The following is a 22,297-nucleotide window of genomic DNA, read 5'->3' on the forward strand; positions in this document are numbered from 1 at the left end:
GGGCCGGGAATCGGCCCCCGACCTGCGGTTCCGGTGCCGCTCCTGTGCGGTTCACGTGTGCTTGGCGTGCGCTTGGCGTGCCGTATGCGTGCGGTTCCGTGCCGGGGCGGCGACATAGATCACATACAGACCTAGTCTCCCCTACCGGGCGAAAAGCCGTTTGGCCTGGACAACAGCGGTTTCCGTGCGGTCCGCTGCCGCCCGGACACCCACCGTAATGATGCCCCTTGCACCTATGGTCGCTTTTCGGGCCGCCCCCGGCTACCGGGTGCGGCCGTGTCCTTGTCGTCGACCGAAAGAGGCGAGCGAACCCTTGGCGAGCGCCACACCCGTCGCAGTACGCAAGCCGGAGTCCTGGCAAGGACACCTGCCCGAGCCCCGGACCGGGGCCCCGGAAGAAGCAGCTCAGGACGGCACCGTCACCGTCACCGACCCCGCGATGGTCAAGCGCGCGGTGAAGGCGGCCGCCCTCGGCAACGCGATGGAGTGGTTCGACTTCGGTGTCTACAGCTACATCGCCGTCACCCTGGGCAAGGTCTTCTTCCCCTCGGGCAACCCGACGGCGCAGCTGCTCTCCACCTTCGGCGCCTTCGCCGCGGCCTTCCTGATCCGGCCGCTCGGCGGCATGGTCTTCGGCCCGCTCGGCGACCGCGTCGGCCGTCAGAAGGTCCTCGCCCTGACCATGATCATGATGGCGGCGGGCACCTTCGCGATTGGCTTGATCCCTTCGTACGCGTCGATCGGTGTCTGGGCACCCGTGCTGCTCCTCGCGGCCCGCCTGGTGCAGGGCTTCTCCACGGGCGGCGAGTACGCGGGCGCCTCCACGTTCATCGCCGAGTACGCCCCCGACAAGAAGCGGGGCTTCCTCGGCAGCTGGCTGGAGTTCGGCACGCTGGCGGGCTACATCGGCGGCGCGGGCCTCGTGACCCTGATGACGGCCCTGCTCTCCTCGGACGACCTGCTCTCCTGGGGCTGGCGCATCCCGTTCCTGATCGCGGGTCCGATGGGTCTGATCGGCCTCTACCTCCGCATGAAGCTGGAGGAGACCCCGGCCTTCGCCGCCGAGCTGGAGAAGGCCCACAAGGACGAGCAGACCCGCGCGAAGGTGCGCCTGCGCGACATGGTCACGGGCCAGTGGAAGGCGCTCCTCCTCTGCATGGGCCTGGTCCTGGTCTTCAACGTCACGGACTACATGCTGCTGTCGTACATGCCGAGCTATCTGACCAGCGAGCTCAAGTACGACGAGACGCACGGCCTGCTCGTCATCCTGGCCGTCATGGCGCTCATGATGTGCGCCCAGCCGTTCATGGGGGCGCTCACGGACCGTGTGGGCCGCCGCCCGGTGATCGCCGCGGGCTGCGCCGGCTTCCTCCTGCTCTCCGTCCCCGCCATGCTCCTGATCCGCGACGGCTCCCTGTGGGCGATCGCGCTGGGCCTCGGCGCGCTCGGCATGCTCCTGGTCTGCTTCACGGCGTCGATGCCGTCGACGCTCCCCGCCCTCTTCCCGACCAAGGTCCGCTACGGCTCCCTGTCCATCGGCTTCAACATCTCCGTCTCGGTCTTCGGCGGCACGACCCCCCTGGTCGTGACGGCACTGATCGGCGCGACGGGCGACAAGATGATGCCCGCGTACTACATGATGGTGGCGGCCGTGGTGGGCGGCATCGCCGTCTGGTACATGACGGAATCGGCCCGCAGCCCGCTGCCGGGGTCACCGCCGGCGGTGGAGACGGAGGCGGAGGCGAGGGCGCTGAGGGGTTGCGACGTCCCCTAAAGGGCCGGCTCGGGGAACGGCGCCCCCGCCTGCCACCCCGCGAACAGCGGCATCTCCCCCGCCCCGTCGAGCACGACGACCCCGAAGGGCCGGTCGAAGGCGACCCGCTCCACCCGTCGCGGGCGGTACGCCGAACCCGGCCGCATCGGCACGGCCGTCACCGCCGCCGCCTCGACCCCCCGCTCCGCGATCCTCACCACCGCCTCCTGCACCACCTGGGATATCGCGAGCCGCTCCGGCGACATCCCGGAGAAGTCGGCCGCGTCGCTCATGGCCCACCGCACGCCGAGCGCGCCGAGCTGCCCTGTCGCCTCGGTGCGCGTACGCAGCGAGAAGCGGGGCAGGGCCATGACGATCTGCTCGGCGTCGATCGCCGACCGCCGCTCGCGAGGCGCCCAGGCGAGCGGCAGCACCGCGGCAGGCCCGGCCCCCGGCTCCCCGAGGACGAACCGGACCCGTACGCCCCGGAGAGAAGGCAGCCCGTCACGCGAGGCACACCACATCTCGACGACGCGCGCACCCGCGTCCGCCGCTGCCCCCGCACCCAGAGCCGCGTCCACCCTCCACGCGTCCCCCGACGCCACCTCCCGCCGCATGGTCGGCACCTGATGCGCGACGCCCACCGCGTCCGTGAAGAGGGCGTCCCGCGTGGCCGCCCCCTCGAAGGGGTCCTCCCAACGCGCCTGCAAAGCCAGCGCGTTGACCAGCAGGAGCAGTGTGTCCGGGGTGACGGTCACGGGCAGGCGCTCGATCATGCCCCCCGTGGCCTCCCGCACCCACGCGTCGGCGGCGTCCGCGTCCATGGGCCCGAAGCCGATGTCCGGCAAGGCCTTCTCGTACTCCCGCAGGACCGGCACCCGGCTCCACACGCGCGTGGCGGCGCCCAGCGCGTCCGTGTCCGTGAGGGCCCGCGCGCCCTCCGTCACCGCGCGGGCGGCCTCGGCCCCGGCGACGCCGAGCAGCCCCCGCAGCTCGTCGGCGGTCTCGCCACGGGCGCCCGCCGCGACGGAGGCCAACGCGAGCCACATGCCGGCCGGCGAGCACACGAAGTCACCCGGCCCCTCGGCCTCCCCGGCCGACCGCACCATCTCGGGCAGCCACCGCTCGGCGAACCCCCGCACCACTCCCCCGTACGCCACCACATTTCCCCCGTACGCCACCACAATTTCCCCCGTCGCCAGAACCCGCTGATCTACAACTCCCAGTATGCGAGCCCCCACTGACAATCCCCTCCACTCACCGTAGACTCCTTAGCGAAACTAACTAGAGAGTCGAACATTCGAACGTCGAGCAGCCGAAGGGAACGTGCGAGCCGCATGAACCAGCAGCAGTGGAACTCCGTCGACGACTACTTCACCGACCTCCTCGCCCCCGCCGACGAGGCCCTGACCGCAGCCCTGCGCGACAGCGACACGGCCGGCCTCCCCCACATCAACGTCGCCCCGAACCAGGGCAAGCTGCTCCACCTCCTCGCGCAGACACAGGGTGCCCGCCGTGTCCTTGAGATCGGCACGCTCGGCGGCTACAGCACCATCTGGCTGGCCCGCGCCCTGCCCTCCGACGGCCGCCTCATCACCCTCGAACACAACCCCGTCCACGCGGACGTGGCGCGCGGCAACCTCGCCCGCGCCGGACTCGACAAGCTCGTCGAGGTGCGCGTCGGCCCGGCCCTCGACTCGCTCACCGCGCTCGGCGCCGAACACGCCGCGCACCCCGACCCCTTCGACCTCGTCTTCATCGACGCCGACAAGGCCAACAACGCGCACTATCTGGAGTGGTCGCTCAAGCTCACCCGCCCGGGCAGCCTGATCATCCTCGACAACGTCGTACGGGGCGGTGCCGTCACCGACGCCGCAAGCACCGACCCGAGCGTGCTCGGCACCCGGGCCGCGCTCGAACTCATCGCCGACCACCCCAAGTTGAACGGGACGGCGGTGCAGACGGTCGGCGTCAAGGGGTACGACGGCTTCGCACTCGCCCGCGTACTGCCCTGACGCCAGACCTGTGCGGGCTCAACCCTCGTGGTAGTAACCGATGTTCACGCTCCGCGGCCCCGACCTGTCCTGGATCACGATCTCCCCGGAGCCGCCCCGGGAGAGCGACGCCGCCCCTCCGTAGACGAGGGGCCGCGCCGCGCCGTCGGACACCACCCGCACCTCGGAGGCCGGATCGGGGTTCGAGCCGCGCAGCCACCGGACGGACCAGGCCCCGTCGGGCCCGCAGCGGAACTCCAGATGCGTACGCGACACGAACAGCCAGTCGTCGGGCGTCACCAGACGGCACACGCTCCTGTCCCGTCCCACCCGCAGCACCGCGCCCGGCTCGCTCGGCGTCTCGGCCATGAACATGCCCGCGGTGGCGCCCGCGTCCGCCCCGGACACCGAGGCCATGGTCAGCTCCAGCACGTCGGTACGCTCCTTCAACTCGGGGCGGCACGGCCGTGGTTGGCGGTCCGCGGCCGCTGTGTCGCGCTGCCGCATCCTAAGCGCCTCCCCCGTGCGGACGCACGGCCCCAGGGACAAGCCACTCCCCGAGGGCCCCGACCCGACGTACGACGTCGACGAGGTGACCCGCGACCGGCGGAGGCGCCACCAGGCCTGACCCGCCCTCGGGAGCCGCCGTTTGACGGTCCCTTTTCGGGCAACTCGATTCGGGGAACGGGTGTCGAGGCCCCCAGGGTCTCGCGCCCCAGGCCGATCCCCGAGCCGAAAAGGGCACCCACCCATGTCCACAGTCCTGCTCATCGTTCTGATCGTGGTCGCCGTCGTCCTCGTCGCCGCCGCTTTCGCCGTACTGAGCCGCAAGCGGCGGGGCGCGGGCGGCAAGCGCAGCCTCAGGCACCGCTTCGGGCCCGAGTACGACCGCGCGGTCGCCCGGCACGACGGCGACACCAAGGCCGCCGAGCGCGACCTCGGCGAGCGTGTGAAGCGGCACGGTTCGCTGCGTACGCGACCGCTGGCGCCCGCCGCCCGCGAGGGGTACACGGCGCGCTGGACCGTCGCCCAGGAACGTTTCGTCGACTCGCCCCGCGAGGCCCTGATCGAGGCCGACCGGCTCATCTCGGAGGTGGCGGCGGCCCGCGGCTTCCCCGACGCGGGCCACTACGAGGACCAGGTCGACGCGCTCTCCGTGCACCACGCCCACCACGTCCATGGCTACCGCAAGGTGCACCGCGCGGCGCTCGAGACGCCGGGCACCGACGAACAGCGCACCGGCACCGGCACCGGCACCGAGGAGATGCGCGCCGCCATGATCGAGGCGCGGGCGCTCTTCGACGCCTTGGTGAAGGATCACCACGCCGACGCCGACGCCGCGCACGACAGCAGGCGCGGTATCAACAAGCGCTCCACCGGCATCACCCACAAGGGAGTTCAGCATGGCTGACGGCACCGGCACCGGGACCGCTCTCTTCCCGCCCGACGCACGCGACAAGCTGACGCTGCGCCTCCAGAACGCCGTGAACGGCTTCGTCGACGAGCCGCGAACCGCCGTCGAGAGCGCCGACCGCGTCCTGGAGGACACGATCGCCGACCTGACGCGCACCCTGGAGGAATACCGCCGCACCCTGCGCACGTCCTGGCAGTCCCTGCCGGCGCAGGGCGCACCCGGCGAGCCCGCACCCGCGACCATCGACGCCACCCCGCCCGCTGCGCCCCGGCCCCACACCGGCGACCACACGACCGGCGCCACCGGCGACGCCGCCACCGGGGACACGGAGCAGCTCCGTCTGGCCCTGCGCGACTACCGCGAGACGGCGGAACGCCTGATGCGCCTGTGACGCGCGCTCCCGTTCCCCCCGCCGGGGTTCACGCCGCTCCGACATCCCGGTGCGGCAGGATGGCGGTATGAGCATCGTGAAGATCAATGCCCTCACCGTCCCCGAAGAACAGCGCGAGATCCTGGAGAAGCGCTTCGCCTCCCGTGCGGGCGCGGTGGAGAACTCGGACGGCTTCGAGTGGTTCGAACTCCTCCGCCCGATCGAGGGCACCGACCAGTACCTGGTCTACACCCGCTGGCGCGACGAGGCCTCCTTCCAGGCGTGGATGGAGGGCCCCATGAAGGCCGCGCACCAGGGCGGCGGCGAGGGCGGCGACCGCCCCAAGCCCGCCGCCAGCGGGTCCTCGGTCTGGTCCTTCGAGGTCATCCAGCAGGCCGCGCCCAAGGGCGCATAGCCTCGCGACGGCAAGCGGCAGTGTCCCGTACCCGGATCGAGCACTCAGCTCCGAGTACGGGACATTGCCGTGTCCGGAGAGACGTCCGGAGACGATGGAGCGCCTCCCCCTCCTCAGTCCCCGCACTGTTCCCAAGGGTCCGGAGTGCCGTGGGAGAGGACGAGGCCGTACGACTCCGGGAGCTCGCAGTCGTTCTGCTGGGTCCACTGGTAGGCCAGGACGCTCCAGACGGCGACCACGATCACCGTGACCACGCCCGGCACACTCCAGCGCGACGGTCCTCCGGGAGCGCCGCCTCCGTTGCGGGGCGGTCCGACGGGCGGGCGCTCGGGCGGGACGCCGGGCGGTCCCCCGGGGGGCGGCTTGGGCGGTTGCCAGGCCGGGCCCGTGTACCCCCGGGGCCGCCACCCTTCCTCACGGTCCTCGCGGTCCTCATGGTTCGGCATGCCCACCAGTATCGCGGCGATGCCCTCAACTGCACCTGTCGCGTGCGCAGTTGAGCGCAGGCCGCCTCACTCCATCACGCCGCTCGCGCCACCGTCGACCCGTTGTGGGGGCGCTCCGCCTCCGAGCCGCAGAGTTCGGAGCTGAGCTCCTTGACCAGCTGGGCCAGGTCGGTCGGGCGGTGGGGGCCCCACCAGTCGCCGAGCAGTTCGGACAGGGACTCCTCGCGGGCCGTGGCCAGTTCGGCGGCGACCTCGCGGCCCCGGTCGGTGAGGACCATCTCCAGGCCCTGGCGTTCGGCCAGGCGGCGCTCCTCGACCTGGCGGGCGGCGGCCGTGATGACGGTCAGCGGCACCGTGGTGCGCTCGGCGAGCACGCCGGGCTCGACGGAGCCGTGCCGGGCGACGCGCAGGAGCAGCCAGCTCGACGCGGGCAGCAGGTCGTAGCCGGCCCGCTCCGTGATCCTCTCGTAGATCTTGCGCCGGCCCTCGCGCGTCCCGAGCACCGAGAGCGCCCGCGCGCACTCGTCGTACGACGAACGCTCCACGGGGTTGCTGGCCAGCGTCTGTGTCGGGTCGGGTGCCGTGACGGAGGCGCGCAGCTTGTCCTCGCGCAGGAACCAGGCGAGGAGGAAGGCCGCCAGGGCGACCGGCGCCGCGTAGAGGAAGACATCGGTGATGGCCGAGGCGTACGCGTGCAGGGCGCTGGGGCGCAGCTCGGCGGGGAGCCGGGCGATGCCGCGCGGGTCGGTCTCCAGGGTGCTCACGCTCAGGCCGGGCGGCAGCTGCTGTCCGCCGAGGGCGTCGGTGAGTTTGTCGCCGAGCCGGTTGGTGAAGACGGTGCCGAAGATCGCGACGCCGAAGGAGGCGCCGATGGAGCGGAAGAACGTCGCGCCGGACGTGGCGACGCCGAGGTCCTCGTAGCTGACGGCGTTCTGCACGATGAGGACGAGGACCTGCATGACCAGGCCGAGGCCCAGACCGAAGACGAAGAAGTACGCGCTCATCTCGCCGGTGCCGCTGTTCTCGTTCAGCTGGTGGAGCAGGAGCAGTCCGAGCGTGGTGATGGCCGTACCGGCGATCGGGAAGACCTTCCAGCGGCCCGTACGGCTGACGATCTGGCCGGAGGCGGTCGTCGACAGGAGCATGCCGGCCACCATCGGCAGCATGTGCACGCCCGACATCGTCGGGGAGACGCCCTGCACGACCTGGAGGAACGTGGGCAGATAGGTCATCGCCCCGAACATCGCGAAGCCGACGATGAAGCTGATGACGGCGGAGAGCGTGAAGGTGCGGATGCGGAAGAGCTTCAGCGGGATCACGGGCTCCGCCGCCCTGCGCTCCACCGCCACGAAGGCCACGGCGAGGACCACGCCGAGCACCGCCAGGCCGATGATCTGGGGCGAGCCCCAGGCCCAGGTGGTGCCGCCGAGGGAGGCGACGAGGACCAGGCAGGTGGCGACGGACGCGATGAGGAACGTGCCGAGGTAGTCGATGGTGTGCCGGGTCCCGCGCACCGGGATGTGGAGGGTGGCGGCGATGACGGCGAGGGCGAGCACGCCGATGGGCAGGTTGATGTAGAAGACCCAGCGCCAGCTGAGGTGCTCCGTGAAGAGCCCGCCGAGCAGCGGCCCGAGGACGCTGGTCGCACCGAACACCGCGCCGAACAGACCCTGGTACTTGCCGCGCTCGCGAGGCGACACCAGGTCACCCACGATCGCCATGGACAGCACCATGAGCCCGCCGCCGCCGAGTCCCTGTAGCGCGCGGAACCCGATGAGCTGCGGCATGTTCTGCGCCATGCCGCACAGCGCCGAGCCGACCAGGAAGATCACGATCGCGGTCTGGAACAGCTTCTTGCGGCCGTACTGGTCGCCGAGCTTGCCCCAGAGCGGGGTCGCGGCCGTCGCCGCCAGCATGTACGCGGTGACGACCCACGACAGGTGGTCCATGCCGCCGAGCTCGCTGACGATCGTCGGCAGAGCGGTGGAGACGATGGTCTGGTCGAGGGCGGCGAGGAGCATGCCGAGCAGCAGTGCGCCGATGGAGATCAATACGTTTCCGGGGGGATGCCCGTTGCCGCCGCCGGCGGCGTGCGTGTGACCGGGGCCGGGTCCCTCTCCTGCGGAGCGGGCGCTGACGTCCTGCGACATGGACACCTCCTGGGGGTCCGTCGGGGCCGCGGATCCTCGGGTCAACTGGCTCAACTGGCTCGACGGAGCCGACTGCTCTCGCCGGTTCGGCGGGCTCAGCTGTTCTCGCCGAGCCCGCCGGGCCTGCCGGGCCTATCGGGTCTATCGGGGCTGAAGTGTCCGGTGAGTCTGTTGAGCCCGGGGAGTCCGTTGCGGCCTTCCCATTCCATCCTGGTCCGTGTCTCCCGTTATGGCCTGTTGAAGCGAGGGTCTGCATAATCGCTGGAGCTCTCGGGGCGGGCGGGACGCAGGAGGGGAGGAACGGCCGGTGGCCGGACGGGACGAACGGCAGGAGGGGTTACGGGGCGGGCGAGGGTGCCCCGCGTGCGGGGCCGGACCTGGTGAGGCCGGGGGTGCCGCCTTCGCTTGCGGTTGCGTGGCGGGGGTGGGTGGCGTGGCGGGCGCTGGCAGCCCGGCAGGCACGGGCGGTGCGGGTGACCTGGCAGACGCGGTCGGCCCGGCAGGCCCGGCAGACGCGGTCGGCCCGGCAGGCCCGGCAGACGCGGTCGGCCCGGCAGGCCCTGCCTGCGCAGCAGGCGAGGGCGACGCTGTGCGGCCGCCGCGGAAGGACGGCACGGCCGACCGGGTCGACGCCGCCGACCCGGCAAACCCGGGCGGCGCGGGCGGCGCGGGCGGCCCGGCCCGTGGGGCAGGGGTGGGCGGCGTGGTGGGGTCGGTTGATGCTGTGGAGCGTGCTCGTGTGCGGTCTGCGGAGGCTGCCGTCGCCGGGGACTTCGATCCGTTGCGCATACGGCCCTACGTTTCGTTGCCGGACCCGGACACGGCCGTACCTGCGGGGCATGCGGGGGCGGGTACACCCACGCCCCGCAGCTTCTCCGGCCACCGGGGCGTGGGGGTCGGCGCCGACACCGGCACGGGCACCGAAAGGCACCGTGAGCCCGTGGCCGACGTGGCCTCGGGTCGCAAGCGGCGCCTCGCGTTGCTCGCCGTGGGCGGGGCCGGGACCGCAGCGGCCGTCGTGGCCGTCGGCGTCTTCGCGGTGGGGCTGGTCTCGTCGGCCACGGACGGGCCGACCCGGGACCGGGCACTGCCGGGCGACCCCGCGTCGGCGTACGCCGATCCGACGAAGCCCGCCCCACCGTCGGCGAGACGGTCCGCGTCGGCCTCCCTCTCGCGCACGCCCTCCGTCACCCCGAGCGCACCGCGCGTGAACCTGCCGCCCACGCCCACGCCCACCCGCTCGGCGTCACCGACGCCCTCGGCCCCGTCCCCGACGGCGCGCGCGACCGGCTCGACCCGGCCGTCGGCGTCAGCGCCGCCCCGCAAGGCGGCCGACACCACGCTGAGGCAGGGCGACAAGGGGGCGCCCGTCGCCGAGTTGCAGGGTCGGCTGGCGCAGCTCTACCTGTACGTGGGTGAGCGGGACGGCGTCTACACGTTCCGGGTCGCCGACGCGGTGGCCCGCTACCAGTGGGCCCGCGGCCTCACGGACGACGCCCGGGGCGAGTACGGCCGCCAGACCCGCCGCAGCCTGGAGGCGGAGACCTCGGAGCCCTGAACCGCCTCGCCGGCCAGTCCATCCGGGCCGGGCCGGGCCGAACCAGGCCCTCACTCAGCCCGGTCGGCGGTGCGGATGTCAGGCGAACGTGAGCCGGATCGACCCGTCCCCCGCGTCCGCGACCCCCACACCCGTCAGGTCGTCCACATGCACCGTCGGCGCGAAGCGCGCGGCCCGGGGGCCGACGCCCACCACCCTCATGCCGGCCGCCTGTCCCGCGCGTATGCCCGCCTCGGAGTCCTCGAAGACCACGCAGTCCGCCGGGTCGAACCCGAGCGCCGCCGCCCCCTTGAGGAACCCCTCGGGGTCCGGCTTGCTCGCGCCCACGCTCTCCGCGGTCACCCGTACGTCGGGCAGCGCGAGCCCGGCCGCCGCCATGCGGCCGGTGGACAGGGGCACGTCGGCGGAGGTCACGAGCGCGTGCGGCAGGCCGAGGTCCGCCAGCGCGGCCATGAAGGCGGGCGCGCCCGGCACGGGCACGACGCCGTCCATGTCGGCGGTCTCCGCGGCGAGCATCTCGCGGTTCTCCGCGTAGTTCTCCTCCATGGGGCGCTCCGGCAGCAGCACCGCCATGGACGCGTACCCCTGCCGCCCGTGGACGACCTTGATGACCTCGTCGAAGTCGAGCCCGTGCCGCACGGCCCAGCGCCGCCAGCAGCGCTCGACGACGGCGTCGGAGTTCACGAGGGTGCCGTCCATGTCGAGGAGAACGGCCCGGGCGGTCAGAACGGGTGCGACAGAGTCGGCGGTCGTCGCCGTCATCGGGTGCTCCAGAGCGCAGAGGCAGCGAAAGATCAAGGCAGCCCCGCCCGCCGGTCAGGGAGTACGGGCGGAGCCACTTTGTTTCTGCACGGTACAAAAAGCGGGCCCCAAAAGCCAACGCCGCAGGTCAGACCGGTCAAGACCCGCAAAAAGGACCCGGGACCGCCAGCGGCATTAGCGCCACCTGGGCCACCTGGGCCACCTGGGCCACCAGCACCACCAGGGCCGCCTAGGCCACCTGCGCCGCCAGTGCCACCGGCACCACCCGGGCCACCAGCACCCCCAGCACCCCCAAGGCCACCGGGATCACCAGAGCGACCCGACCTCAAGCAATCGCCTCATACAGACTCCATACCCCGAGCCCCAGCATCAGCAGCGCCGCGATCTTCGTGATGAGCGCCAGCGGCACCCGCTTCATCAGCGCCTTTCCGCCGACGACGCCGAGTCCCGCGACCGCCCACAGCGCGAGCACCGCGCCGAGGCCGACGGAGAGCGGGTCGTCGTAGCGCGCCGCCATGTTCGCGGTCATGATCTGCGTCAGGTCGCCGAACTCGGCGACGAGGATGAGCATGAAGCCCGCCCCCGAGACCTTCCAGAAGCTCTGGTCCTCGGGCTGCCTGACCTCTTCCTCCTCGCCGCCGCCCTTCAGGAGCAGCATCGCGGCGCCGCCGAGGAAGAGGACGCCCGTCAGCGCGTGGACCAGCTGCTGCGGCAGCAGGGTCAGGACGCTGCCCGCCGCGACGGCGAGCACCACGTGGACGGTGAAGGCGGCCGCGACGCCGGCGAACACGTACGAGGCGCGGTAGCGCGTGCCGAGGACGAGGCCGGCCAGCGCCGTCTTGTCCGGCAGCTCGGCAAGGAAGACAACGCCGAAGACGAGCGCCGTCACGCTGAAGCTGATCAAGGGTTCCTCAATCGGTCGGGGCCGCCCCACCGAGAGTGTTCCACCGTTTCGCGTACGACACCTCGGCACGGCAGCGCACACGGACGTACACGGGTGTGGACGTCTGGACGTACACAGGGCTGCGCACGTCGGGCACTGCTTGCCGAAGGTCTCGCTGGCCTGCCCCGCGGGGCCTGCCTCCGGGCGCCGGCTCAGACGAGCTGAGCAGTATGTCGACGGTCCGGCGAAGAGCTACTCCCCTTCTGCGCCGTCCATCGTACGGGACGGCGCAGAGGTCGCGACCAGGGACTTTTGACCCGCGCCGGAGTGACCTGGAACACGCAAGCGCACGGAAGGGGTGCGGAGGGGTGCGGAAGGGGTGCGCCGAGGTCAGGAGCGCACACGCCGCACGGAAATGCACGGAATGCAACTTCCGTCCCGCCCAATGCACTTGACGCCCCGCCAGAACCCTTGAAGTCGGCACCTCTTTGACGCGACCCTGTCACTAGACGCACATCCACCCGTAACCACGACCCGCAACTCTGACCGCCCCACCGGTCAACAGCCCCCCACACCAAGGGAGTTCGCATGCCCACTGTCTACGCGCGTCGATGCACCCGGCCCGCCTTCGCCGCCGCGGCCCTCGCCCTGGCCACCGCCACCACCCTCCTCACCGGCACCTCCGCCCAGGCCGCTCCCCCGGCCCCGGTCAGCGCCGCCACGGCCCGCACCTACCTCGGCGAGCTCACCGTCAAGGCCGAGGGCTCCTCCGACGGCTACAGCCGCGACAAGTTCCCGCACTGGAAGACGCAGTCCGGCACCTGCAACACGCGCGAGGTCGTCCTCAAGCGCGACGGCACCAACGTCCAGCAGGACGCCAGCTGCGCCGCCACCTCCGGCACCTGGAAGTCCCCCTACGACGGCGGCACCTGGACCGCCGCGTCCGACGTCGACATCGACCACGTCGTGCCGCTCTCCGAGGCGTGGAAGTCCGGTGCGAGCGGCTGGACCACCGCGCAGCGCGAGGGCTTCGCCAACGACCTGGCCCAGCCGCAGCTGATCGCCGTCACCGACAACGTGAACCAGGCCAAGGGCGACCAGGACCCGGCGGAATGGCTGCCGCCCACCACCTCGTACCACTGCTACTACGCCCGGATGTGGGTGGACGTGAAGCACCACTACAAGCTGTCGGTGAACACCGAGGAGAAGAGCGCCCTGTCCTCCCTGCTCAGCGGCTGCTGAAACGATTCCTGACCGCCGGCGGTCCTGCCGGGTCCGACGGGTTGCCCGGAACCGGCCCGCCCTCCTCCGTCGTTCCGTACCGTACGGGGCGACGGAGGAGGGTGATCACCTGTGGCACGGCTGCGCCTGGGTCCACTGCTGAGGTACGTCGACGGCGCCACGGCGACCGTCTGGGTCGAGGCCGACCGGCCCTGCACCGCCGAGGTGCGGTGCGCCGACGGCGCGCGCGGCTCGGCGCGCACCTTCCAGATCTCCGGCCATCACTACGCACTCGTCCCGGTCACCGGCCTGACCCCCGGCACCGAGACGGCGTACGAGGTGCGGCTCGGCGACGGCGAGGGCGCCGCCGTCTGGCCCCTGCCCGAATCGCCCCATCCCGCGAGCACCATCCGCACGCCGGCCGAGGGCGGCGACACCGGCGCCGACGAGCTGCGCGTCACCTTCGGCTCCTGCCGGTGGGCCGCGCCGCCGTCCGGCGAGCACGACCCCGTGGGGCCCGACGCCCTGGACACCCTCGCCGCCCGCATCGCCGCCGACCCGGCCGCCGAGCGCCCGGACGTCCTGCTGCTCCTGGGCGACCAGGTCTACGCGGACCAGACCTCCAAGGCCACCCAGCGCTGGCTCGCCGCCCGCCGCGACCTCGCCGATCCCCCGGGCGCCCAGGTCGCGGACTATGAGGAGTACGCCCACCTCTACTACGAGTCCTGGCTCGACCCGGAGATCCGCTGGCTGCTCTCCACCGTGCCCAGCAACATGATCTTCGACGACCACGACATCATCGACGACTGGAACACCAGTGCGGCCTGGCTCGCCGAGATGCGGGCCACGCCCTGGTGGCGCGAGCGCATCCTGAGCGGCCTGATGTCGTACTGGGTCTACCAGCACCTCGGCAACCTGCCGCCCGAAGAACTCGCGCGCGACGCCCTCTACGCCTCGGTGTGCGCGACCCCGGACGGCACCGACGCGCTGCGCGCCTTCGCCGCCAAGGCCGACGCGGACCCCACCACCGCCCGCTGGAGCTACCGGCGGGACTTCGGCCGCGTCCGCCTGCTGATGGTCGACACCCGCGCGGCCCGCGTCCTGGCCGAGGGCGGGCGCGCCATGCTCGACGCCGACGAGGCCGACTGGCTGCGCGAGCAGGCGCTGGCGGAGCCGGGTTCGTACGACCATCTCCTCATCGGCACCTCCCTGCCCTGGCTCCTCCCCCACCTCATCCACGACGCCGAGGGGTGGAACGCAGCGCTGTGCGGCGGCGAGCGCGGCGACCGCTGGGCCCGCTTCGGCGAGAACCTGCGAAGACGCTCGGACCTGGAGCACTGGGCCGCCTTCCCCGCCTCCTTCGAGGCGCTCACCGCGCTGATCGCGGAGGCGGGTTCGGGCCCGCGGGCCCCCGCGACGGTGTGCGTGCTCTCCGGCGACGTCCACCACGCCTACATCGCCGAGCCGAGCTGGCCCGCGGGCGAGGGCCCCGAGGCCCGGGTCCTCCAGCTCACCTGCTCCCCCGTGCACAACTCCATCCCCGCCTCCATCAAGCTCGGTTTCCGCTTCGGCTGGAGCCGGGTGGGGCGCGCCCTGGGACGGCGCTTCGCGCGGCACGGCGGGGTGACGCAGGCGGGCATCGACTGGCGCAGGACGGGCAGCCCCTGGTTCGGCAACCAGCTGATGACCCTGACGCTGCGCGGCCGTTCGGCCCTGCTCCGGCTCGATCAGGCACGGGCGGTGCGCGGCGGGAGCGTACGCCTGGAGACGGCGGAGTCGACGCGCCTCTCGTGACGGACGTCCGGGCGTGACGCGTCCCACAGCCGGAAGCGGATCCTCCGGCAGGGGTTCGGCATCAGGGTCGCCGACGGCATGATGAGGCGGACCGATGCGGACCGTCCGGTTCCAGCGTTACAGCGTTGCAGCGTTGCAGCTGTTTCGAGGTTCTGGCGTTCCGGCGTTCTCTATATGCCCCGGGAGTCACGCTTTTGTCTGCACCCGTATCCGCGCCGCTCCCACCCGCGCCACCCCGGCCCGCACCGCACGAGTCCGCCCTCGCCCTGGTCGGCGCGGGCCCCCGCGGCACCAGCGTGCTCGAACGGCTCTGCGCGTCGGCGGCCGAACTCCTCGCACCGGGGACACGGCTGACGGTGCATGTCATCGACCCCGCCCCGCCGGGCGCCGGCCGCGTCTGGCGCACCGCGCAGCCCGCCGAGCTCCTGATGAACACCGTCGCGTCCCAGGTGACCCTCTTCACGGACGAGAGCGTCGACTGCTCGGGGCCGATACGGCCGGGCCCGAGCCTGTACGAATGGGCGGCCGCCGGACACGCCCCGGGGCTCGGGCCCGACGACTACCCGACCCGCGCCTGCTACGGCCGCTACCTGGAGTGGGTCTTCGCCGAAACCGTGCGCGGCGCCCCCGGCGCGGTCCGCGTCCAGGTGCACGCGGCGCGCGCGGTGCGCCTGACCGGGACGGCCGACGGGGCGCAGACCCTCGTACTGGACGACGGCCGCCGCCTGTCCGGCCTCGCGGCGGTCGTGCTCGCGCAGGGCCACCTGCCGACGGCCGCCACGCCGGAGCAGCGGCGCCTGACGGACCACGCGGCGCGGCACGGCCTGCGCCACTTCCCGCCCGCCAACCCCGCCGACCTGGACCTCTCCGCCGTCGCCCCCGGCGAGCGGGTGCTGCTGCGCGGGCTCGGTCTCAACTTCTTCGACCACATGGCGCTGCTCACCGAGGGCCGCGGCGGCCGGTACGCGCGCACGCGCGGCGGCGCACTGCGGTACCTGCCCTCGGGCCGCGAGCCGCGCCTGTACGCGGGCTCGCGGCGCGGCGTCCCGTACCAGGCGCGCGGCGACAACGCGAAGGGCCCGTACGGGCGGCACGTCCCCGCGGTCCTGACCGCTGACGTCGTGGCCCGCTTCCGCAAGCGCGCGGAGAGCGGGGACGCCCCCGACTTCCTCGTCGAGATATGGCCGTTGATCGCGAAGGAGGTGGAGACGGTCTACTACGCGGCGATGCTTGCGGGCCGGCGCGGCAGCGGTCCGGCGGAGGTGAGTGACTTCCGTGGACGGTTTCTCACCACCGCCCATCGCAGCCCTGAAGAGGCGCGCGTCCTGGGCGAGTTCGGTATCGCCGAAGCCGACCGCTGGTCGTGGGACCGGCTCTCCCGGCCGCACCCGGCCCGCCCCTTCGCCTCCGCACGCGCCCATCGCGCGTGGCTCCTGGACCGGCTGCGCGAGGACGCCGCGCAGGCCGCGCTCGGCAATGTCGCCGGGCCGCTGAAGGCCGCCCTCGACGTGCTGCGCGACCTGCGCAACGAGCTCCGCGGCATCGTCGACCACGGCGGCCTCTCCGGCGCCTCGCGCCGCGACCACCTCGACCGCTGGTACACACCCCTCAACGCCTTCCTGTCCATCGGCCCGCCGCGCCGCCGCATCGAGGAGATGACGGCACTGATCGAGGCGGGGGTCCTTGAGGTGCTCGGCCCGCGCCTGACCGTGCGGCCCGACGACGGAGCGTTCCTGGCGCACTCCCCCGACGTGCCGGACTCCGCCGTCCGTGTCACCACGCTGATCGAGGCCCGGCTGCCCGAGCCCGACCTGCGCCGCACCGGCGACGCGCTGCTCGGCGAGCTCCTGGCGGGCGGCGGGTGCAGGCCGCATGTGGTCGATGGTTATGAAACCGGAGGCCTCGACGTGACGCCGCGGCCCTACTGCCTGATCGACCGTCAAGGCCGCGTCCAGACACGGAGGTTCGCGTTCGGAGTGCCCACCGAAGGGGTCCACTGGGTGACCGCGGCCGGTGCCAGACCCGGCGTGGACTCGGTCACCCTGTCGGACGCGGACGCGGTGGCGCGGGCCGCGCTCCGCCTGGCCGCCGGGGCCGACGAGCCGCTTCCCGGGCCCGGGGCGGAGCCGAAGCGGAATCTTCGGCCGACCGAATGTTGAACTTGCAAGCACTAATTAGGTTCGCCTAATCTTGGGCCTCCGCTCGGTTACCGTCCCCCGACCGAAGGAGTTCCCCACCATGACTGGACGTCTCAACAGCGCCCAGCCCTACGCCCTCGGCCTGTTCCGCATAGTGATCGGCCTGCTCTTCGCCTGCCACGGAGTCGCCTCGCTCTTCGGCGTCCTCGGCGGCGCGGCGGGCGGCGGCACGATCGCCGCCGGCACCTGGCCCGGCTGGTACGCGGCCGTCATCCAGCTCGTCGGCGGCACGCTGGTCCTGCTGGGCCTCGGCACCCGGGCCGCCGCGTTCGTCTCGTCCGGCTCGATGGCCTACGCCTACTTCACGGTCCACCAGCCGGAGGCGCTGTGGCCCATCGAGAACGGCGGCGACGCCCCGGCGCTCTTCTGCTGGTCCATGCTGCTGCTCGTCTTCACCGGGTCCGGCGCGTTCGGCCTCGACCGGTTCTTCGCCTCGCGGGGCGAGAGCGGGGCCGACGGGCAGGACGCGGACTCGAAGCGCGCGCCGGTCGCGGCCTGACCCGCGCGGCATCCGCTCACGGGGCGGCGCCTCCTCACTCGTGCCTCGCGGTACGGGTGAGGGGGCGCCGTTTCGCGTGGACGCCTGAGCACGGGGGCCGCCCGGACTCGGGACTTCGGGGCCGTACGCCGCATCGGAGGAGGCAGCCGGGTGAACGTGATGTAGGGAACATCTAAACCCCCAGTGGATGTCTCGCCCCCCACGCGGCGTACGCTGTACAGCTGTCACCAGGCCGCCCCTGCCGTTCCCCGCGACAACAGCGGCAACGCGCTGCCAACCGGGGAGTAACGGGGAGTTACGGTGCTTGAGAGTGTGGGGGCCTTGACCGGCAGTCCGTGGATCTACGCGGTCGTCGCCCTGTCCGTCCTGTTCGACGTGTTCGTACCCGTGCTGCCGAGCGGCGTCCTCGTCATCATGTCGGCGACGGCGGCCGCGGCGGCCGGAACCGGTGCGGGGCATGTGCCGCACGGCGTCCCCGACATTCTGGTGCTCACCCTCTGCGCGGCGACGGCCTCCGTGCTCGGCGACATGGTCGCCTTCCGCCTGGCCTGGCGCGGCGGCGAACGGCTCGACCGCGCCATCGCCCGCTCCCGGCGCCTGACCACCGCGCAGGAACGGCTCGGCACCGCGCTCGCGCGGGGCGGCGGCATCCTCGTCGTCATCGCCCGCTTCGCACCGGCGGGCCGCTCGATCGTCTCCCTCGGCGCGGGCGCGGCCCACCGCAAGCTGCGCGAGTTCCTGCCCTGGTCGGCCCTGGCGGGCCTGGCCTGGGCCGGCTACAGCGTCGCCCTCGGCTACTTCGGCGGCCAGTGGCTCGGCGCGACGTGGCTCGCCACGGGTGTCTCACTTCTCGCCCTGTTCGCGGCGGGGGCGGGGGCGGCGTTCTTGGTGCGCCGCCCGGGGGCGGAGGCGGCGGAGGCGTAAGCCCGCCGCCGTCCCGGCGGTCCGCATCCCGCGACCTGCGGGCCGGTCGTGGCTTGGCGCGCAGTTCCCCGCGCCCCTGAGAGGCCACCCGGGGCGGGGCACCCTTTCGCAGCACGCGCCGTCACGAAGGCCGGGCCTCGCGCACAGGGGCGGTCCGTATCTCCGCGACCTGCGGGCCGGTCGCGGCTTGGCGCGCAGTTCCCCGCGCCCCTGAAAAGCCACCCGCCTGAAAAGCCACCCGGCGCCGTTTCCGGCGGTACATGCGCGGCCACGGAAGCCGAACCGGCGCGGGGGGCGCGACAGCGTGAGCGGTTACGACGCGCGTGCCCCGCGTACTTCCAGGCCTGCCAACAGTTCCGCCGTCGCCTCCGCCACCGCGTCCACCGCGCGTTCGAACACCTCGCGGTTGTGCGCGGCCGGGGCGCGGAAGCCGGAGACCTTGCGTACGTACTGAAGCGCGGCGGCCCGGATCTCCTCCTCGGTGGCGTCCTCGGGGATGGCGGGCGGACGGAGCGTCTTGATGCTGCGGCACATGCCTCCAGCTTGCCACCGACCTGCCGCCCCGCGGGCCGCCTCGGGCCACCTCAAGCCACCTCGGGCCAACCAGAGGGTCGGTGCCGAGTTCGAGACCAGACCCACCGGCCGGATCACTCGCACACGCAATTCGAACAGGAGTACCATTACGGCGTGCCTGCCACCCCAGCCCATGACTTCCCGAGCGACCTCCTCGCCGGCCAGGAGGAACTGCACCAGGTCCGCTCCACGCTCCTGGCGCTGCTCAAACGCCTGCCCTGGTCGGTCGAGCCCCTCGACGGCTTCAGCGACACGGGTGGCTGGCGCAGGGTGGAACGCCCCGCTTCCCCCGGCTGGACCCCCGACGAACAGGCCGAGGTCGAGAAACTGCGCACGCGCGAAAGGGAGTTGGCGGTCTTCGTGACCTGCCACCGCTACTGGGAGCAGGTCTCCGGACCGGACGTCGTCGCCGCGCGGGCCCACCTCAAGCACGTCCACGAGACGCCCGGCGACTGACTCCCGTAAAGCCATTGACACGCGCAGACAGCGGGCGTTGACTCCCTACCAGCCGCGCACAAGAGCCCCCTTCGAGCCACGGAGGTGCAGCCATGAACGTCTTGATAGTCGTCGCGATCCTGGCTCTCGTCGGCCTCGGCTTCGATCAGCCTCTGCTCTGGCTGGCCGCGGCGGCACTCGCCTTCTACCTGGTCCGTTTCTACGAGGGCGGTTCGGCCGACAAGAAGAGCGGTTCCGGAAGCGGCGGCAGTGGCGGAAGCGGTGCGGGTGGGGGAGGCGGCGCAGGAGGCGGCGGCTACCCCAAGACGTACCGCGACTACCGCATCCGCAAGGAGCGCCAGGAGCGGTGGGACCGCAGGTACCGCAGGACGCACCCCGGATCCGGCCGCTGAGGCCCCGGCAGGGACGGCCGAAGAACAGCGCCATGTGAAGCGCGAAGGCCCCCGTCGACAGTCGCCTGTCGGCGGGGGCCTTGGCAGCCCACGGCAGGTTGCGCCACTGATGGCGACCTGCCGGCACCCGGAGCGGCGTCAGTGGCGCGGACCCTGCTTCCGGTCGCGCCAGGCGTCGCCCATCGCGCCACCGCGCTCACGCTCGCCCTTGCCGCGGTCGAACTCGATCTGCTCCTTGCGCACGGAGTCGGAGATCTCCTGCGTCTCGGTGACCTTCTCGGTCTCCAGACGCACCCGCTCGACCGGCACCGACTCCTTGCTGACCACCGCCTTCTCGGCGTGCAGGGTCACCTCGGTCTCGGCCTCGCCGATGTTGGCGCGGGTCCGGTCGCCCTCCCGGATGGGCTCGCGGACCACACGAACCTCCTCGTGGGAGACGGGTACGGACGTCTTTACGTCCTCGGTGACGACCACCTTGCGCAGACGGGCCCGCCCGACCACTTCCTCTTCCGTCCCCACCCGCAGCCGCTCCTCGGAGCGCACCATGTCCTCGGCCTTGCCGGTGTCGGCCGCGCCGGCCCGCGTGGCGAACTCCCGCGAGCCACCGGCTCCCGCGCCCGCGCCCGCCATACCGGCGGCGGTCCGCGTCTGGTTGCCGCCCGCCGTGCCGCGCGTGGTCGCGTCCGGCCGGGCGAGTCCGTAGTGGGCGTAGAGCTCGTGCTCCTCACCCGGCTCTATGTGCTGGTCGGCGTCGATACGGGGAGCGTCCTTGACGGCCTCCTTCGTCGTCGCCACGTGCAGCTTGTCCTCCTGACGGCGGGCGCCGGCCAACGGGACGAAGCTCTGCTTCATACCGAACAGACCGGTCTTGACGGTGATCCACTCGGGGCGGCCGCTGCGGTCGTCGAGATACACCTGCTCGACACTGCCGATCTTCTCGCCGGTCCGGTCGTAGGCCGTCAGGCCCGCAAGCCCGTCGGGGGTGGTGAAGGCCTCGCCCTGCGTCATGGGTGATCACTCCCTTGGAGCGCGCGACAGGCGAAAACCGACTTTCGCCTCGGAGGACGCACGCCTCCCCTCCATCGCGCTCCGCCCGGCGGCACACCGCAACCAGGAAAGTCACGCACCGTGCCCGGACGCCCCGTCGGAGGCCCCCCACCTGCACGCCTGCGGCGATCGGACCGATCTGGCCCCGCACCCCTCGATTAGCCCATTCGAGTGACCCCGGGGGAGGCCCCGCAGCGGCCCCGCAGTGGCCCACATGAAGAAGCCCCCCAGCCGATCACGGCTGGGGGGCCACGAGCAGGATCAACCCGCTACTTCACCCGGTGGGCGCGGACGGTTTCGAACCGCCGACATCCTCCTTGTAAGGGAGGCGCTCTACCCCTGAGCTACGCGCCCGGGACGAGTGGACAGCCTACCTTGCCGCAGGCAGTGCCCCGCAAACCCCTTATCGGCAGCGGGCAGCGGGCAGCGGGCAGCCGGGGGTTAACCCCACCCCGGATCCGGTGGCCGGCGGGATTCTCCCGGCTCGGGCGGTTCCGTAAGGTCTGTCCCGGAGCACAAGATCACTTCAGGGGGAGCCCGCCATGCCCGTCCGCACCCGTCGCCGTACGCGCACCACCCGCGCACTCGCCGCCGCCGGCGGAACCGTCGCCGTCGTCCTCCTGGTCGGCGCGTGCGGGGCCGACGCCGCGGACGACACCGAACCGGAGCACCGGACGTTCGCCCTGGCGGGCAAGACGCTGACCGTCGTGTCCAGCGACTCCACCCTCGAACTGGCCCCCGCCGACAGCGACGCCAAGGGCGTGCAGGTGACCCGGTGGTTCGACGGGGAGACCGTACTGGGCGGCGACCCCAAGGTGACGTGGAAGATGGACGGGGACCGGCTCACGCTCGACATGAAGTGCTCCGGAGTCATCGCCAACTGTTCGGCCAGGCATCGGGTCGAGGTGCCGCGCGGGGTCGCGGTGACCGTCGAGAACGAGGACGGCTCGGTCACGGCGAGCGGGTTCCAGAAGCCTTTGAAGATACGGACGAAGGACGGCTCGGTCACCGTCAAGAACACCCGCGCACCTCTCGACCTGCGCAGCTCCGACGGCTCCGTCACCGTCGACGGCGCCGAGGGACCGCTCGACCTGCGCAGCTCCGACGGTTCCGTCACCGCACGCCACATCACCTCGCGACAGGTGAGCGTCGACTCCAAGGACGGCCGCGTGCGCCTGGAACTGGCCTCCGTGCCCGACCGCGTCGAGGCCCGGAGCAAGGACGGGTCCGTCGACATAGCGGTGCCCGGCAGGCAGGGCGGGAAGAAGGTCGCGTACGACGTACGGACCGACGTCTCCGACGGCTCCGTCGACGTGTCGGTGCCGCGCGACGACACCAGCTCCCACCGCCTGTCCGTCCGCAGCGCCGACGGCAAAGTCACTGTGCGCAGCGCGAACTAACCGGCCCGTGTATTCGTCCTTAACCGGTGGGAGAATGTGACACCGGGC

General features: G+C 72.3%; 22 protein-coding genes and 1 tRNA gene. 14 read left to right on the forward strand and 9 right to left on the reverse strand.

The window, feature by feature from the left end; all coding sequences use genetic code 11:
- Window positions 1–313 precede the first annotated feature (313 nt).
- Window positions 314–1,774 (forward strand): glycine betaine/L-proline transporter ProP, encoded by a 1,461-nt coding sequence (proP, locus tag ACZ4Z4_RS00990; protein WP_468320399.1) that lies wholly within the window; start codon window positions 314–316, stop codon window positions 1,772–1,774.
- Here proP and ACZ4Z4_RS00995 read toward each other — a convergent pair.
- On the reverse strand, window positions 1,771–2,862 hold the full coding sequence (locus tag ACZ4Z4_RS00995; protein ID WP_468322036.1) for a serpin family protein: 1,092 nt from the start codon (window positions 2,860–2,862) through the stop codon (window positions 1,771–1,773). The two genes, proP and ACZ4Z4_RS00995, sit on opposite strands and share 4 nt — an antisense overlap.
- A 228-nt stretch (window positions 2,863–3,090) precedes the next feature.
- Between ACZ4Z4_RS00995 and ACZ4Z4_RS01000 the strand changes: the two genes are divergently transcribed.
- Window positions 3,091–3,768, forward strand: coding sequence for an O-methyltransferase (locus ACZ4Z4_RS01000; protein ID WP_468320402.1), 678 nt, complete (start codon window positions 3,091–3,093; stop codon window positions 3,766–3,768).
- Between the two features lie 18 nt (window positions 3,769–3,786).
- On the opposite strand, the gene ACZ4Z4_RS01005 is transcribed toward ACZ4Z4_RS01000, so the two are convergent.
- A complete protein-coding gene (locus ACZ4Z4_RS01005; RefSeq protein WP_468320405.1) occupies window positions 3,787–4,179 on the reverse strand; it encodes an FHA domain-containing protein in 393 nt (130 codons plus the stop codon).
- Between the two features lie 319 nt (window positions 4,180–4,498).
- Between ACZ4Z4_RS01005 and ACZ4Z4_RS01010 the strand changes: the two genes are divergently transcribed.
- The 3 genes from ACZ4Z4_RS01010 (at window position 4,499) to ACZ4Z4_RS01020 (ending at window position 5,946) form a co-directional block, all read left to right on the forward strand.
- Complete coding sequence (locus tag ACZ4Z4_RS01010; protein WP_468320407.1) at window positions 4,499–5,158, forward strand: hypothetical protein; 660 nt, start codon at window positions 4,499–4,501, stop codon at window positions 5,156–5,158.
- Window positions 5,151–5,552 carry a hypothetical protein gene (locus ACZ4Z4_RS01015; protein ID WP_468320410.1) on the forward strand — a complete coding sequence of 134 codons (402 nt, stop codon included), beginning with the start codon at window positions 5,151–5,153 and terminating at the stop codon, window positions 5,550–5,552. The genes ACZ4Z4_RS01010 and ACZ4Z4_RS01015 overlap by 8 nt, the downstream gene beginning before the upstream one ends.
- A gap of 67 nt (window positions 5,553–5,619) precedes the next feature.
- Window positions 5,620–5,946, forward strand: a complete 327-nt coding sequence (locus ACZ4Z4_RS01020) for an antibiotic biosynthesis monooxygenase family protein (protein WP_468320412.1) — start codon at window positions 5,620–5,622, stop codon at window positions 5,944–5,946.
- A 113-nt stretch (window positions 5,947–6,059) separates the two neighbouring features.
- On the opposite strand, the gene ACZ4Z4_RS01025 is transcribed toward ACZ4Z4_RS01020, so the two are convergent.
- Together ACZ4Z4_RS01025 and ACZ4Z4_RS01030 are read right to left on the reverse strand one after the other, a co-directional pair.
- Entirely contained in the window at window positions 6,060–6,392 is a 333-nt protein-coding gene (locus tag ACZ4Z4_RS01025) for a hypothetical protein (RefSeq protein ID WP_468320415.1), read from the reverse strand.
- A 74-nt stretch (window positions 6,393–6,466) separates the two neighbouring features.
- Window positions 6,467–8,542, reverse strand: a complete 2,076-nt coding sequence (locus ACZ4Z4_RS01030; RefSeq protein WP_468320418.1) for a DHA2 family efflux MFS transporter permease subunit — start codon at window positions 8,540–8,542, stop codon at window positions 6,467–6,469.
- 940 nt (window positions 8,543–9,482) lie between these two features.
- On the opposite strand from ACZ4Z4_RS01030, the gene ACZ4Z4_RS01035 reads away from it, so the two are divergent.
- On the forward strand, window positions 9,483–10,100 hold the full coding sequence (locus ACZ4Z4_RS01035) for a peptidoglycan-binding domain-containing protein (protein WP_468320421.1): 618 nt from the start codon (window positions 9,483–9,485) through the stop codon (window positions 10,098–10,100).
- 78 nt (window positions 10,101–10,178) lie between these two features.
- Here ACZ4Z4_RS01035 and ACZ4Z4_RS01040 read toward each other — a convergent pair whose 3' ends face one another.
- Window positions 10,179–10,862, reverse strand: coding sequence for an HAD-IA family hydrolase (locus ACZ4Z4_RS01040; RefSeq protein ID WP_468320424.1), 684 nt, complete (start codon window positions 10,860–10,862; stop codon window positions 10,179–10,181).
- A gap of 325 nt (window positions 10,863–11,187) precedes the next feature.
- Window positions 11,188–11,766, reverse strand: coding sequence for a TMEM165/GDT1 family protein (locus ACZ4Z4_RS01045; protein WP_468320427.1), 579 nt, complete (start codon window positions 11,764–11,766; stop codon window positions 11,188–11,190).
- Between the two features lie 567 nt (window positions 11,767–12,333).
- On the opposite strand from ACZ4Z4_RS01045, the gene ACZ4Z4_RS01050 reads away from it, so the two are divergent.
- The 5 genes from ACZ4Z4_RS01050 to ACZ4Z4_RS01070 all read left to right on the forward strand — a co-directional run bounded on the left by ACZ4Z4_RS01050 (window position 12,334) and on the right by ACZ4Z4_RS01070 (window position 18,381).
- Window positions 12,334–12,987, forward strand: a complete 654-nt coding sequence (locus ACZ4Z4_RS01050; protein WP_468320430.1) for an HNH endonuclease family protein — start codon at window positions 12,334–12,336, stop codon at window positions 12,985–12,987.
- Between the two features lie 111 nt (window positions 12,988–13,098).
- Window positions 13,099–14,760: a DUF7800 domain-containing protein gene (locus ACZ4Z4_RS01055; RefSeq protein WP_468320433.1), complete on the forward strand. Its 1,662-nt coding sequence runs from the start codon at window positions 13,099–13,101 to the stop codon at window positions 14,758–14,760.
- 194 nt (window positions 14,761–14,954) lie between these two features.
- On the forward strand, window positions 14,955–16,919 hold the full coding sequence (locus tag ACZ4Z4_RS01060; protein ID WP_468320436.1) for an FAD/NAD(P)-binding protein: 1,965 nt from the start codon (window positions 14,955–14,957) through the stop codon (window positions 16,917–16,919).
- A 79-nt stretch (window positions 16,920–16,998) separates the two neighbouring features.
- The gene (locus ACZ4Z4_RS01065; protein ID WP_468320438.1) at window positions 16,999–17,457 is read left to right on the forward strand and encodes a DoxX family protein; all 459 of its coding nucleotides are present in this window, start codon (window positions 16,999–17,001) and stop codon (window positions 17,455–17,457) included.
- Window positions 17,458–17,757: 300 nt separating this feature from the next.
- Window positions 17,758–18,381: a DedA family protein gene (locus ACZ4Z4_RS01070; RefSeq protein ID WP_468320441.1), complete on the forward strand. Its 624-nt coding sequence runs from the start codon at window positions 17,758–17,760 to the stop codon at window positions 18,379–18,381.
- Between the two features lie 312 nt (window positions 18,382–18,693).
- On the opposite strand, the gene ACZ4Z4_RS01075 is transcribed toward ACZ4Z4_RS01070, so the two are convergent.
- Window positions 18,694–18,915 carry a DUF2277 domain-containing protein gene (locus ACZ4Z4_RS01075; RefSeq protein WP_468320444.1) on the reverse strand — a complete coding sequence of 74 codons (222 nt, stop codon included), beginning with the start codon at window positions 18,913–18,915 and terminating at the stop codon, window positions 18,694–18,696.
- Window positions 18,916–19,068: 153 nt separating this feature from the next.
- Here ACZ4Z4_RS01075 and ACZ4Z4_RS01080 point away from each other — a divergent pair, with 153 nt between their 5' ends.
- Complete coding sequence (locus ACZ4Z4_RS01080; RefSeq protein ID WP_468320446.1) at window positions 19,069–19,410, forward strand: hypothetical protein; 342 nt, start codon at window positions 19,069–19,071, stop codon at window positions 19,408–19,410.
- 92 nt (window positions 19,411–19,502) lie between these two features.
- Window positions 19,503–19,802 carry a hypothetical protein gene (locus ACZ4Z4_RS01085; RefSeq protein WP_468320448.1) on the forward strand — a complete coding sequence of 100 codons (300 nt, stop codon included), beginning with the start codon at window positions 19,503–19,505 and terminating at the stop codon, window positions 19,800–19,802.
- Between the two features lie 138 nt (window positions 19,803–19,940).
- Here the strand turns inward: ACZ4Z4_RS01085 and ACZ4Z4_RS01090 are convergent, their stop codons facing one another.
- Together ACZ4Z4_RS01090 and ACZ4Z4_RS01095 are read right to left on the reverse strand one after the other, a co-directional pair.
- Window positions 19,941–20,810, reverse strand: a complete 870-nt coding sequence (locus ACZ4Z4_RS01090) for a DUF2382 domain-containing protein (protein ID WP_468320450.1) — start codon at window positions 20,808–20,810, stop codon at window positions 19,941–19,943.
- A gap of 321 nt (window positions 20,811–21,131) precedes the next feature.
- Window positions 21,132–21,203, reverse strand: a tRNA-Val gene (locus ACZ4Z4_RS01095).
- Between the two features lie 188 nt (window positions 21,204–21,391).
- On the opposite strand from ACZ4Z4_RS01095, the gene ACZ4Z4_RS01100 reads away from it, so the two are divergent.
- The gene (locus ACZ4Z4_RS01100) at window positions 21,392–22,249 is read left to right on the forward strand and encodes a DUF4097 family beta strand repeat-containing protein (RefSeq protein WP_468320452.1); all 858 of its coding nucleotides are present in this window, start codon (window positions 21,392–21,394) and stop codon (window positions 22,247–22,249) included.
- Window positions 22,250–22,297: the final 48 nt, after the last annotated feature.

It is taken from the genome of Streptomyces sp. NPDC030245 (assembly GCF_055572995.1).